This window comes from Actinoplanes sichuanensis, from assembly GCF_033097365.1.
In the GTDB taxonomy this organism is placed as follows: domain Bacteria; phylum Actinomycetota; class Actinomycetes; order Mycobacteriales; family Micromonosporaceae; genus Actinoplanes; species Actinoplanes sichuanensis.
This window is the reverse complement of sequence record NZ_AP028461.1, coordinates 9,836,148-9,849,137: the sequence shown is the minus strand read 5'-3', so window position 1 is coordinate 9,849,137 and position 12,990 is coordinate 9,836,148. Positions and strand designations below refer to the sequence as shown.

10 protein-coding genes and 1 pseudogene are annotated in these 12,990 nt (G+C 69.5%); 7 read left to right on the top strand and 4 right to left on the bottom strand.

Features of this window, described 5'->3' with window-relative positions; all coding sequences use genetic code 11:
- Positions 1–345: 345 nt before the first annotated feature.
- Positions 346–1,410, bottom strand: a complete 1,065-nt coding sequence (locus Q0Z83_RS45235) for an aspartate-semialdehyde dehydrogenase (RefSeq protein WP_317789704.1) — start codon at positions 1,408–1,410, stop codon at positions 346–348.
- An 8-nt stretch (positions 1,411–1,418) separates the two neighbouring features.
- Positions 1,419–2,684 (bottom strand): aspartate kinase, encoded by a 1,266-nt coding sequence (locus Q0Z83_RS45230; RefSeq protein ID WP_317789703.1) that lies wholly within the window; start codon positions 2,682–2,684, stop codon positions 1,419–1,421.
- Between the two features lie 187 nt (positions 2,685–2,871).
- Between Q0Z83_RS45230 and Q0Z83_RS45225 the strand changes: the two genes are divergently transcribed.
- From Q0Z83_RS45225 to Q0Z83_RS45195, 7 genes and pseudogenes are all read left to right on the top strand, one after another.
- Entirely contained in the window at positions 2,872–3,639 is a 768-nt protein-coding gene (locus Q0Z83_RS45225; RefSeq protein ID WP_317789702.1) for a hypothetical protein, read from the top strand.
- Between the two features lie 217 nt (positions 3,640–3,856).
- The gene (leuA, locus tag Q0Z83_RS45220; RefSeq protein WP_378079096.1) at positions 3,857–5,545 is read left to right on the top strand and encodes a 2-isopropylmalate synthase; all 1,689 of its coding nucleotides are present in this window, start codon (positions 3,857–3,859) and stop codon (positions 5,543–5,545) included.
- A gap of 70 nt (positions 5,546–5,615) precedes the next feature.
- A complete protein-coding gene (locus Q0Z83_RS45215) occupies positions 5,616–6,221 on the top strand; it encodes an HNH endonuclease family protein (protein WP_317789699.1) in 606 nt (201 codons plus the stop codon).
- A gap of 8 nt (positions 6,222–6,229) precedes the next feature.
- Positions 6,230–6,469 (top strand): annotated as a pseudogene (locus Q0Z83_RS45210) (hypothetical protein); the annotation flags it as partial.
- A gap of 35 nt (positions 6,470–6,504) precedes the next feature.
- Positions 6,505–7,587 (top strand): calcium-binding protein, encoded by a 1,083-nt coding sequence (locus Q0Z83_RS45205; RefSeq protein ID WP_317789697.1) that lies wholly within the window; start codon positions 6,505–6,507, stop codon positions 7,585–7,587.
- Positions 7,588–7,618: 31 nt separating this feature from the next.
- A complete protein-coding gene (locus tag Q0Z83_RS45200) occupies positions 7,619–9,169 on the top strand; it encodes a beta-N-acetylhexosaminidase (RefSeq protein ID WP_317789696.1) in 1,551 nt (516 codons plus the stop codon).
- A gap of 185 nt (positions 9,170–9,354) precedes the next feature.
- Positions 9,355–10,818, top strand: a complete 1,464-nt coding sequence (locus Q0Z83_RS45195; protein ID WP_317789695.1) for a calcium-binding protein — start codon at positions 9,355–9,357, stop codon at positions 10,816–10,818.
- Between the two features lie 66 nt (positions 10,819–10,884).
- Here Q0Z83_RS45195 and Q0Z83_RS45190 read toward each other — a convergent pair whose 3' ends face one another.
- Positions 10,885–11,997, bottom strand: a complete 1,113-nt coding sequence (locus Q0Z83_RS45190; protein ID WP_378079095.1) for an ABC transporter ATP-binding protein — start codon at positions 11,995–11,997, stop codon at positions 10,885–10,887.
- A complete protein-coding gene (locus Q0Z83_RS45185; RefSeq protein WP_317789694.1) occupies positions 11,994–12,986 on the bottom strand; it encodes an ABC transporter ATP-binding protein in 993 nt (330 codons plus the stop codon). The genes Q0Z83_RS45190 and Q0Z83_RS45185 overlap by 4 nt, the downstream gene beginning before the upstream one ends.
- Positions 12,987–12,990: the final 4 nt, after the last annotated feature.

Sequence of the window (12,990 nt, the reverse complement as noted above, 5' to 3'; positions counted from 1 at the left end):
CCTCGACCGCCGGGCTGATGCGGTGGTCACCGGCTGGTCCTCAGAGCGGTCTCGGACCCCCGAAACAGCCCTGAGAACCAGCCACCCGAAAGCGACTGGACACCAGAGCGGTCTCGGGCGTCGCGCAACAGCGCTGACGACCAGTTGGAGTATCGGCGACCGGGTGAGGGCCGGACGGTGACCAACGGCCTCAGCCCGGCGGGCGCGCTGCGGTCCGAACCACCGGGAACGTCGCGCGGTAGCTCGGGGACGGCGTGGTTCGACGGGACGGGCCGACCCGTACCAGATGGGCGTGGCAAAGCGGAACGGCCCGCCCACCGGGAGATCGACTGTCGGAGGCGGCGGTCAGGGGTTGCGTTTGGCGATTTCGGCGGCGAGCAGCTCGGCGATCTGGACCGTGTTGAGGGCCGCGCCCTTGCGCATGTTGTCGCCCGTGATGAAGAGCGACAACGCCCGTGGGTCGTCCATGGCTCGGCGGATCCGGCCGACCCAGGACGGGTCGGTGCCGACGGCGTCGATGGGCATCGGGAACTCGCCGGCCTCCGGGTCGTCGACGAGGATCACGCCTGGGGCGTTGCGGAGGACCTGGCGGGCTCCGGCGGCGGTCACCTCGGAGGCGAAGACGGCGTGGACGGCTACCGAGTGGCCGGTGACGACCGGGACGCGGACGCAGGTGGCGGAGACCTTGAGGGCCGCCAGGCCGAGGATCTTGCGGGACTCGTTGCGGAGTTTCAGCTCCTCCGAGGACCAGCCGTTGTCGGCCTGGTCACCGGACCACGGGACCACGTTGAGCGCGAGCGGGGCCGGGAACGGGCCGAGGTCGTCGCCGACGGCCTGGCGCACGTTGCCGGGGCGGGAACCGAGCAGGCGGTCGCCGGCCACCTTGGTCAGCTGGTCGTGCAGGGTGTCGACGCCGATCTGGCCGGCACCCGACGCGGACTGGTAGGAGGCCAGGACGAGTTCGCGCAGGCCGTACTCGTAGTGCAGGGGCGCGACCGCGATGATCATGGCGGCGACCGTGCAGTTGGCGCTCGACACGATGCCGGCCGGGCGGTGTGCGGCGTCCTCACGGTTGACCTCGGGCACCACCAGGGGCACGTCGGGACGCATCCGGAAGGCCGACGAGTTGTCGACGACGACCGCACCGCGGGCGACCGCGGTCGGCGCCCACTGCTCGGAAACCGCGTCGGGGACGTCGAACATCGCCACGTCGACGCCGTCGAAGGACTCGGCGGTCAGCTCGCGGACTTCCAGGCGCTCGCCGCGGCAGGTCAGCGACTTTCCGGCGGACCGGGCCGAGGCGAGCAGCCTGATCTCGCCCCAGACGTTGCGCCGGGACGAGAGCAATTCGAGCATGACGGTACCGACGGAGCCGGTGGCTCCGACGACGGCGAGCGTGGGCTGCGCCATCGCTCGGGTTACCGGCCGGTCCCGCCGTAGACGACGGCTTCCTCGTTACTGCCGAGCTCGAACGCGGCGTGCACGGCACGCACCGCGGTGTCGAGGTCGGTGTCACGGCAGACGACCGAGACCCGGATCTCCGAGGTGGAGATCATCTCGATGTTGACGCCGGCGGCGCCGATGGTGGCGAAGAACTCGGCGGCGACCCCCGGGTGCGAGCGCATGCCCGCGCCGACCAGGGAGACCTTGCCGATGTGGTCGTCGAAGAGCAGGCTCTTGAACTTGACCTGGTCCTTGATCTTGTCGAGCGCGTTCATCGCGGTCTGGCCGTCGGCCTTCGGCAGCGTGAACGAGATGTCGGTGCGGCCGGTGCCCTCGGTCGACACGTTCTGCACGATCATGTCGATGTTGATCTCGGCCTTGGCGACGGTCTCGAAGATGCGGCCGGCCGCGCCGGGCTCGTCGGGCACACCGACGATCGTGATCTTGGCATCGCTGCGCTCGTGCGCGACCCCGGTGATCAGTGCGTTCTCCACGTCAGGGTCCTCCATCGAGCCGGTTACCAGCGTGCCTTCTTTGTTCGAGTACGACGAGCGTACGTGGATCGGCACGTTGAACCGCCGCGCATACTCCACGCATCGCAACATCAGCACCTTCGCCCCGCCGGCGGCGAGGTCGAGCATCTCCTCATACGTGATCTTCTTGATGTGCTTGGCGTCGGGCACGATCCGCGGGTCCGCGGTGAAGACGCCGTCCACATCGGTGTAGATCTCGCAGACGTCCGCGTGCAGCGCGGCGGCCAGGGCGACCGCCGTGGTGTCCGAGCCGCCGCGGCCGAGCGTCGTGATGTCCTTGGTGTCCTGCGACACGCCCTGGAAGCCGGCGACGATGGCGATGGCGCCCTCGTCCAGCGCGGTCCGCAGGCGGCCGGGGGTGACGTCGATGATCCGGGCCTTGCCGTGCACCGACGTGGTGAGCACGCCGGCCTGGGAGCCGGTGTACGACCGCGCCTCATAGCCCAGGTTGTGGATCGCCATGGCGAGCAGCGCCATCGAGATCCGCTCGCCCGCGGTGAGCAGCATGTCGAGCTCACGGCCGGGTGGCAGCGGGCTCACCTGGTTGGCCAGATCGAGCAGCTCATCGGTGGTGTCGCCCATCGCCGAGACGACGACCACGACGTCGTCACCGGCTTTCCGGGCGGCGACGATGCGCTCGGCCACCCGCTTGATGCGCTCAGCGTTCGCTACCGACGAACCACCGTACTTCTGCACCACTAGAGCCACGGCGAAACCATTCCTTCGGCGATACGGAACAACGACGCCGGTCAGGGCAGTCGCCACCACACTAGCCGCGCATCGGCACGGCCTCGACACGCGATCCCAGATTCCGGGTGCCGGCACGCGCGACACGCCGGTGACTCACAGGCTTGCGTGTCGCGGGCGACGCGCCGAGTGGGGCGAGAATGTCGCGATGCGCCTTCCCTCCGCGTTGCCCGTCGCGCTGCTGACGGCCGGCCTGGCCGGTTGCGGTGTCAGCGACGCCACGCCGGAGCCCGCTCCCGCCTCGCCCTCCGCCTCGGCGTCCGCCGCCGAGGCGCCCGAGGCCCGGAGCGCGTTCGCCGGCCTGGCCGCGCTCGCCCTGGACCGCCGGTACGCCGCGCTCTACACCCTGGAGTCGGGTGGATCGAGCCGGGAGATCGTGGCCGCGGTCGCCGACGACGGCACGTGGCGGGTGGATATCCCGGGGGGAGCGCTCGGCGGCACCGCGGGCGTCACCGTCATCAAGGTGCCGGCCGGTCTCTACCAGTGCACGCTGAACACGCCGACCACGCCGGTCAGCCCGACGTGCATCCGGGTGGCCGAGAAGGGCGACAAGGTCCCCCGCCGGTACGACCCGCGTGTCCAGCGCCTGTTCCGGCAGTGGCTGCCGGTCTTCACCGATCGCAAGGCCCCGCTGGCGGTCTCCCCCGTGCAGCGACTGGCCGGCGTGGAGGGTTCCTGCTACGCGGTCGACTCGGTGACCGCGGCGCTGGATCAGCCGGTCGACGTCGGCATCTACTGCTATTCCGCGGACGGCCTGCTGACCGGCGCGCGGGTCGATTTCGGCCTGCTCAAGCTGGTCCGCTCGGCGGCCGGGCCGAAGTCGCTGCAGCTGCCCGGCCCGGAGGTGGCGGGCGAGCCGATGGGGCAGAACGCACCGCCCGCGCAGCCGGAGCCGAGTCTGGTGGCCCCGTCCTGACGCTTCCCACGATCCGGGCGTTCGGTTAGCTGATCCGATTTCGATGACGTAACGTGGCTTGCGACATGTGGCAGGTGACCCTTCTCCTTCGCTGCCGCGACGAGGCCCCATCCCAGGCCGGCACCTCGTCGCGGAGGTGACGCGCGCCGCCTGCTCGTCTTTCTCTTGACTGGAGCAGTCCCACATGTCCGTTTTTGATACTCAGCGTCCCAGCGCCATGCCTTTCCAGCGCTACGAGTCGTACCAGAAGCAATTCGCCGTTGATCTGCCCGACCGGCAGTGGCCCACCCGGGTGACCGAGAAGGCGCCCCGTTGGTGCGCGGTCGACCTGCGCGACGGTAATCAGGCTCTGATCGATCCGATGTCCCCGGAACGCAAGCGGCGGATGTTCATGCTGCTGGTGAAGATGGGTTACAAGGAGATCGAGGTCGGGTTCCCGGCGGCCAGCCAGACCGACTACGACTTCGTACGGCAGCTGATCGAGCAGGACCTGATCCCGGACGACGTCACCATCCAGGTGCTGGTGCAGTGCCGGGAGCACCTGATCGACCGGACCTTCGAGTCGATCCGCGGCGCCAAGCGCGCCATCGTGCACTTCTACAACTCGACCTCGACGCTGCAGCGGCGAGTGGTGTTCGGCCTGGACAAGGACGGCATCACCGACATCGCGACGAGTGGTGCGCGGCTCTGCCAGAAGTATGCGGAGATCCACACCCCGGACACCGAGATCTTCTACGAGTACTCGCCCGAGTCGTACACCGGCACCGAGCTGGAGTACGCGCTGGAGATCTGCTCGGCGGTCATCGACGTGATCGACCCGACCCCGGACCGACCGCTGATCATCAACCTGCCGGCGACGGTCGAGATGGCCACGCCGAACGTGTACGCCGACTCGATCGAGTGGATGCACCGCCACCTGCCGCGGCGGGAGAGCATCGTGCTGAGTCTGCACCCGCACAACGACCGGGGCACCGGCGTGGCGGCCGCCGAGCTGGGCCTGCTGGCCGGTGCCGACCGGATCGAGGGCTGCCTGTTCGGCAACGGCGAGCGGACCGGCAACGTCGACCTGGTGACACTGGGGCTGAACCTGTTCTCCCAGGGCATCGACCCGCAGGTGGACTTCTCGAGCATCGACGAGATCAAGCGGACCGTCGAGTACTGCAACCAGCTGCCGGTGCACGAGCGGCACCCGTACGCGGGTGACCTGGTCTACACCGCCTTCTCCGGCTCCCACCAGGACGCGATCAAGAAGGGCTTCGTGGCGCTGCAGGCCGACGCCGACGCCGCGGGAACCGAGATCGACGAGTTCACCTGGGGTGTGCCGTACCTGCCGATCGACCCGAAGGATGTGGGCCGTACCTACGAGGCGGTCATCCGGGTCAACTCGCAGTCCGGTAAGGGCGGCGTGGCGTACATCATGAAGGAAGAGCACAAGCTGGACCTGCCGCGGCGGCTGCAGATCGAGTTCTCCGGAGTGGTGCAGCAGCACACCGATTCCGACGGCGGCGAGGTCTCCCCGCAGCAGATGTGGGACTACTTCGCCGACGAGTACCTGGTCGAGCGCCAGGTGGCGACCGCGTTCAAGCTGGAGAGCTACAGCACCGCCACGGTCGACGGCAAGGTGGAGATCGACGCGCAGGTGTTCCACCGCGGGGTGCGGCGGCCGCTGGTCGGCGTCGGTAACGGCCCGATCGACGCGTTCGTGCAGGCCATCGCCCCGCTGGGGATCACCGCCCGGGTGCTGGACTACAACGAGCACGCACTGACCTCCGGCGGCGACGCGCAGGCGGCGGCGTATGTCGAGGTCGAGGTCGGCGAGTTCACCGTCTGGGGCGTCGGCATCGACGCGAACATCGTCAGCGCATCCATCAAAGCGGTGACGAGCGCGATCAACCGCGCCCGCTGATTGGCGCACTGCAAGATCCGGTACGAGACTGAGTTACGTGGCCCCACGTAGCTCAGTTCTCGCACTGTTCATGACTCTCGTCGTCGCCTCCGGCTGTGAGGTGACCTCCGCCGGCGACCCCGGTGGTCCGGTCAACCCGCCGAGCGCCGGCGGCGGCTCCTCGACGTCCGCTCTCGACACCCTGACCGTGGCCGTGGCCGGTTCGATGAAGGGCTACAGCCGGGAGAAGTTCCCGCACTGGCGAGACGCCGGGGAGAACTGCGATGTCCGTGACACCGTGCTCAAACGCGACGGCGACAAGGTCAAGTTCTCCGGCTGCAACGTCGTCGCCGGCAGCTGGGACAGCTGGTACGACGGCAAGAAGATCGACACGCCCACCCAGGTCGACATCGACCACATGGTTCCGCTCGCCGCGGCCTGGCGTTCCGGCGCCGACAAGTGGACAAACGACAAGCGCGGTGACTTCGCCAACGACCTGGACCGGCCGCAGCTGTTCGCCGTGTCCGCCTCGTCGAACCGGTCGAAGGGTGACCAGGACCCGTCCACCTGGAAGCCGCCGGCGAAGGACGCCTGGTGCACGTATGCCAAGGACTGGATTGAGGTGAAGAGCTACTGGAAACTGACTGTCACGCAGAAGGAGAAGGAAGCCCTCACCGACATGCTGGGGACCTGCTGATGAGCAAGACCACCGACATCGTGCCGGGACCGGGCGGCGTGATGACCGACGAGGTCGGCGTCGTCACCGGCGACCTCACACTGCGTACCGAGCTCTCCGAGGCGGGCGAGGCGGTGCTGTCCGTGCAGTACAAGGACGCCGAGGAGTGGTATGCGGTGACCGGCGGCCGGGCGAGACTGACCGATCCGGCCGATGTGGACGCCGTCCACGCGATCGCCGTCGGCCTCCTCCACCGCCCGGACGGCTGATTGATCGCCGTCGAGATCCGTCGCAGGATGAGCCGGTGTCACGTCCACACTGGCGGCGCCATGCCGCGCTCACTCTGCTCACCGCAGTCTCGACCACGATGATCGCCTCGCCGGCGGATGCCGCCACGACCCGGGTCGCCTCGGTCGTGGACGGCACGAAGGTGCAGTACAAGGCGGCCGCCGGCAAGCAGAACTCGGTCCTGCTGACCCGCTCCGGCAACACGATCACCATCGACGACCGGGTCGCGATCACCGCGGGTAAGGGCTGCAAAGCGGTCAAGGGCGACAAGACCAAAGTCAGGTGTACGACCGCCAAGCCGCCCACCCGGGTCCGCGTCTACACCTACGACCGCAACGACACCGTCGTCAACCGCACCGGCCTGGGTATGACGGCCAACGGCGGCACCGGCAACGACAAGATCTACGGCGGTCCGGGCGCCGACCTGCTCTACGGCGACACCGGCGCGGACCAGCTGTTCGGCAACGGTGGCCGGGACTACCTCAACGGTGACGAGGGCAACGACCGGCTGTGGGGCGGCGACGGCGACGACAACCTCTCCGGGGACCGCGGCAACGACGCCCTGGCCGGCGGCAACGGCCACGACAGCCTGTTCGGCATGGACGGCAACGACCGTGAGTACGGCGGCGCCGGAGCCGACAAGTTCTGGCAGACGTACGACCCGGACCTGCCCGACGCCGACCTGTTCGTCGGCGGCCCGGACGAGGACGAGGTCGTCTACATCGCCCGTGAACGTGCGGTGGCCGCGGACAACGACGGCGTCAAGGGTGACGACGGCGGCCGCGGCGAAGGCGACACGATCAGTACCGACGTGGAGAACCTTCAGGGCGGTGACGGCAACGACTGGCTGGCCGGCAACAGCGCTCGTAACGTCCTGTACGGGTCGCGGGGCGACGACGTCCTGGTCGGCGGAGGCGGTAACGACGCCCTGATCGGTAATGAGGGCCGGGACCGGCTGTGGGGCGGCGCCGGTGACGACGGTCTCTCCGGTGGGCCGGACGGCACGGCTTCGGACCGCCTGGACGGCGGCGCCAACGGCACCGACGGCGACCTCTGCGAGCGGGCGACGAACGACGTGCTGACCAACTGCGAGCGCTGATCGCTGGACCTCGGTGGCTACGGTCGGGCGGGTGCGTGTTCCCCGTCTGGCCGTGGCCCTGGTCGTAGCCCTGCCGCTGGTCACCGCGACCACCTCGGCCGGGCCAGCCCCGGAACGCATGCCGATCGCTCTGACCAGCGTTCTTCCGGCGGTGGCGGAGGCGGTACCGGCTCCGGGTGACGACTTCCGGATCACCTCGGACACCACGATCGTCGGCGACGACGACATCGCCGATCAGCTCGCCGCGATCCTCCGGCCGGCGACCGGTTTCGCCCTGCCGATCAGCACCCGGCCGACGGAGGACTCGATCCGGCTGCGCCGGGAGCCGGGTCACGGGGCCGAGGGTTACCGCCTGACCGTGCACCGGGACGGCGTCGAGTTGCTGGCCACCGAACGGGCCGGCCTCTTCAACGGGGTGCAGACCCTACGCCAGCTGCTGCCGACGGCGATCGAGGCGGACTCTCCGCGGCGAGCAGAGTGGATCGTTCCGGGCGGGACGATCAACGACCGGCCGCGGTACGCCTACCGAGGCACGATGCTCGACCTGGCCCGCCACTTCCACACGCCGGACGAGATCCGTACCCACATCGACCGGATCGCCCGCTTCAAGATCAATCACCTGCACCTGCATCTGAGCGACGACCAGGGCTGGCGCATCCAGATCGACGCATGGCCGAGGTTGACCGAGGTGGGTGGCGCGCCCGGCACCGGGGTGGGCGGGGCCGGTGGCGGCTTTCTGACCAAGGCCGACTACCGGGAACTGGTCCGCTACGCCGCCGACCGCAACGTCACGATCATCCCGGAGATCGACATGCCGGGTCACGTGAACGCCGCCCAGACCGCCTATCCCGAGCTGACCTGCGACGGGGTGGCGCCGCGACCGCGTACCGACATGCGGGTCGGCTACAGCACCCTCTGCGTGCGCGAGGAGATCACCTACCGGTTCGTCGAAGACGTCATCCGGGAACTGGCCGAGATGACGCCCGGCCCGTACCTGCACATCGGTGGCGACGAGACGTTCGCCACCCCGCACGGCGGCTATCTGGCGTTCCAGCGCCGTGTCCTCCCACTGGTCGAGAAGTACGGCAAGATCCCCTACGGCTGGCACGAGATCGGCCAGTCACCGGCGGCCACCCGATCGGTCCTGCAGTTCTGGGGCCGCGAACGCAACCACCCGTCGGTCGCCACCGCGGTCGCCGCCGGCGCGAGACTGATCATGTCGCCGGCGAACCGCACCTACCTCGACATGGAGTACGACCTCCTCACCCCCGGTGGCCTCGACTGGGCCGGGGCGATCGAGGTGAGCACCGCGTACGGCTGGGATCCGGCGACCCTGCTCCCCGGCATCCCCGCGGCGAGCATCCTCGGCGTCGAGGCACCCCTCTGGTCGGAGACGCTGCGCACCGAGGACGACATCGAGTTCCTGGCCTTCCCCCGGCTGGTCGCCATCGCCGAGATCGGCTGGTCACCGCGCGCCACCCACGACTGGGCCTCGTTCCGATCCCGCTTGGGGGCCTACGGCCCGCGATGGGTCCGCGACGGTCTACGTTTCCACCGATCTCCCGAGATCCCCTGGTCATAACCCCTATGCGGTACGCCGTGGCCCGCACCGGAAACCACTACTTCCGCACCTACGACGCGACGCCGCGACGGCGCACGGCCGAAACGCGACCGCCGGGCTGAATGCGATGGTCACCGCCACTGGACGAGACGCACCCGTAGCGACGATGATCTACTCGATCAGCATCGAAGACGGGGGACTCCACTGTGGCTCGCGCTTTCCGAATAGTCAGTGCCGGCACCGCCGCACTGACCGCCACGTTCGCGTTCGGCGTCCCGGCGCAGGCCGCGTCCGTGGGTGCCGCATCCGTTGTGGACAGCACCCGGATCAGATTCGTGGCCGGCTCGGGCCAGGTCAACCGGGTCGTCGTGACCCGCTCCGGCAACACCGTCACGATCGACGACCGGGTGACGGTCAAAGCCGGCAAGGGCTGCAAGGCGGTCAAGGGCGACAAGACCCGGGTCCGCTGCACCACGGCGAAGACACCGACCCGGGTCCTGTTCTACCTCGGCGCCAAGAACGACTCGGTGACCAACCGCTCCGACCTGGCGATCTCCGCGAACGGCGGCGACGGCAACGACGTCCTGGTCGGCGGCCCCCGGGGCGACCGGCTGATCGGTGAGGCCGGCGCCGACCGGCTCTACGGCCGGGCCGGCGGAGACTCGCTCAGCGGCGGCGACGACGCGGACCGGCTCTGGGGCGAGGCCGGCAACGACAGCCTGAACGGCGACTGGGGCGGCGACGCGCTGGCCGGTGGCGACGGCAACGACCAGCTCGTCGGCAGTGCCGGTAACGACCGCGAGTACGGCGGCGCCGGCGACGACTACTTCTACCAGGAGTGGGACCAGGGGCCGAACGACTACCCGGTGCCGTACTCGGACCGCGACCTGATCTCCGGCGGCGCGGGCAGCGATCTCGCCGACTACTCCAACCGGCGGAAGCCGATCAGCGCGGACTCCGACGGGGTCACCGGTGATGACGGGGCCAAGGGCGAAGGCGACACCCTGACCGGCATCGACCGGATCCAGGGTGGTCTCGGCAACGACCGTCTCGTCGGTACCAACGGCCCTGACGAGTTGCAGGGCGGCCTGGGCAGCGACACCCTCCTGGGACTCGGCGGCAACGACATCCTGCAGGGCGGCTCGGGTGACAACCGGCTGGAGGGCGGGGCCGGCGACGACCGGCTCTACGCCGAGACCGGCGCCGATGTGCTGTTCGGCGGTACCGGCGAGGACTTCGTCGATTACCAGGACCGCACGCGCGCGGTCACCGTGGACCTCGACGGTGTCACCGGGGACGACGGCCAGGCCGGGGAACGCGACACGGTCGGCTGGGACGTCGAGGACGTGCGGGGCGGCAGCGGCAACGACCGGCTCACCGGCAACGGCTCGGCCAACAAGTTCGCCGGAGGCCGAGGCGACGACGTGATCCGTGGCGGTGCCGGTAACGACGCCGTCGAGGGCGACGAGGGTCGGGACCAGCTCTACGGCGAGGCCGGCGACGACTACCTGGACGCCGGTCAGGGCGACGGCATCGACACCGTCGACGGCGGCGCCGACGGGTCCTCGCTCGGCGACAACTGCGTCCTGTTCGCCGAGACGTCCGGTGCCGACACCGGGGTCGGCTGCGAGTACCTCCGGCAGGCGGACCGGCCACTGTTCATGTTCTGAGACCGGAACCGACGAAAGAGGCCGCTCCCGACACGGGAGCGGCCTCTTCTCGTACCACGAAGGTTCTCAGACCACCGGACCGCCGGGAGTCTCCAATGCGGAGTGCAGGGCGCCGTGGGCGTCCTTCGCCCCGGCACCGTCCGCGACGACCTCGGCCTTCACCGCGTGCGGCCGGATCTCCCCGGATTCGATCTGCTCGGCCCAGTGGCAGGCCACCCGGTGCGAACCGGTCCCGATGATCCGCAGCCCGGGCCGCTCGTCGCGGCACTTGGTCGGCTGCGCCCACGGGCACCGGGTGTGGAAGCGGCAACCGGACGGCGGATTCGCCGGTGACGGCAGGTCACCGGCGAGCAGGATGCGCTCGCGCCGATCCTCGACCTCGGGGTCGGGCACCGGAACGGCCGACATCAACGCCCGCGTGTACGGGTGCAGCGGCTGACGGTAGAGGTCGTCGCTGGGTGCCTCCTCGACGAGGGCGCCCAGGTACATCACGCCGACCGTGTCCGAGATGTGCCGGACCACCGCCAGGTCATGGGCGATCACCAGGTAGGTGAGGCCCAGTTCGTCCTGGAGCTCCTCCAGCAGGTTGATCACCTGCGCCTGGATCGACACGTCCAGTGCCGAGACCGGCTCGTCGGCGACGATCAGGTCCGGGTTGAGCACCACGGCCCGGGCGATGCCGATGCGCTGCCGCTGGCCACCGGAGAACTCGTGCGGGTAGCGGGACAGCGCCCACTGCGGCAGGCCGACCGCGTCGAGCGACTTCGCGATGATCTTCCGCCGCTCGGCCCGGTCACCGCCGAGGCCGTGCGCGTGCAGGCCCTCGGTGAGGATCGACTCGACGTTCTGACGCGGGTCCAGACTGGACATCGGGTCCTGGAAGATCATCTGCATGCGCCGGCGCATCGACCGCAGCTGCTTGGCCGGCAGCGTGGTCAGCTCGGTGCCGTCGAAGGTCACCTTCCCTCCGGTCGGCGGAGTGAGCTGCAGCAACGCACGGCCCAGGGTGGACTTGCCGCAGCCGGACTCGCCGACCAGCCCGTACGTCTCGCCCTTCGCGATCCGTAGGTCGACGCCGTCGACCGCCTTGACATGCCCGACCACCCGGTCCAGGAAGACACCGCGCTTGATCGGGAAATGCACTTTGAGGTCGTCGACCTCGACCAGCGCCTCGGTCACGATGACACCTCCACGGTCCGCGACTCGGGATTGACACAGCGGTACGCGTGCCGGTGCATGCCCTCGACCAGCGCCGGAGGCTCGCCGACACAGGCGTCGACGCGCCGATCGCACCGCGGGGCGAACGCACACCCGTCGGGCCACGGCAGGACGTCACGCACCGAACCGCGGATCGCGTGCAGCCGCTCGCCCTTGCCCGAGTCGAGGCGCGGAACCGAACCCAGCAGCCCCGTGGTGTACGGGTGCCGCGGCTCGGCGAACAGCGGTTTCCGGCGGGCCGACTCGACGACCCGGCCGGCGTATAGCACGTTGACCGTGTCGCACATACCGGCCACCACACCGAGGTCGTGCGTGATCATGACGAGCGCGGTCCCGGAGTCCTTGACCAGCCCACGCAGCAGTTCCAGGATCTGTGCCTGGATGGTCACGTCGAGCGCGGTGGTCGGCTCGTCGGCGATCAGCAGTTTCGGCCGGCAGGCGACCGCCATCGCGATCAGCGCCCGCTGCCGCATGCCGCCGGAGAGCTGGTGCGGGTACTCCTTGAGCCGCCGCGTGGGGTCCGGGATACCGACCCGGTTGAGCAGGTCGGTGGCCTCGACGCGAGCCTTCTCGCCGGTCAGGCCGCGGTGCCGGGCCAGCACCTCGGTCACCTGGATACCGATCGGGACCACCGGGTTCAGCGAGGACAGCGGGTCCTGGAAGATCATCGCGACGTCCCGGCCGCGAATGTCCCGCATCGTCCGCTCGTCGGTCTTGAGCAGATCGGTGTCGTTGAACATCGCCGAGCCGCCGATCTTCACACCCTTCTGCTTCGGCAGCAGGCCCATCAGAGCCAGCGAGGTGACGCTCTTGCCGCAGCCGGATTCGCCGACCAGGCCGACGACCTCGCCCGCCTCGACCGAGAACGACACCCCGTCGACCGCCCGGACGGTGCGCTGACCGCGCCGCTCGAACGTGACGGACAGATCCTTGACGTCTAGCAGTGGCATCGCG

What these genes read in the sequence shown, in the direction of transcription:
- Q0Z83_RS45235 (WP_317789704.1), bottom strand. Translation starts at nt 1,410, where the DNA reads ATGGCGCAGCCCACGCTCGCCGTCGTCGGAGCCACCGGCTCCGTCGGT.
- Q0Z83_RS45225 (WP_317789702.1), top strand. Translation starts at nt 2,872, where the DNA reads ATGCGCCTTCCCTCCGCGTTGCCCGTCGCGCTGCTGACGGCCGGCCTG.
- leuA (WP_378079096.1), top strand. Translation starts at nt 3,857, where the DNA reads ATGCCTTTCCAGCGCTACGAGTCGTACCAGAAGCAATTCGCCGTTGAT.
- Q0Z83_RS45215 (WP_317789699.1), top strand. Translation starts at nt 5,616, where the DNA reads ATGACTCTCGTCGTCGCCTCCGGCTGTGAGGTGACCTCCGCCGGCGAC.
- Q0Z83_RS45185 (WP_317789694.1), bottom strand. Translation starts at nt 12,986, where the DNA reads ATGCCACTGCTAGACGTCAAGGATCTGTCCGTCACGTTCGAGCGGCGC.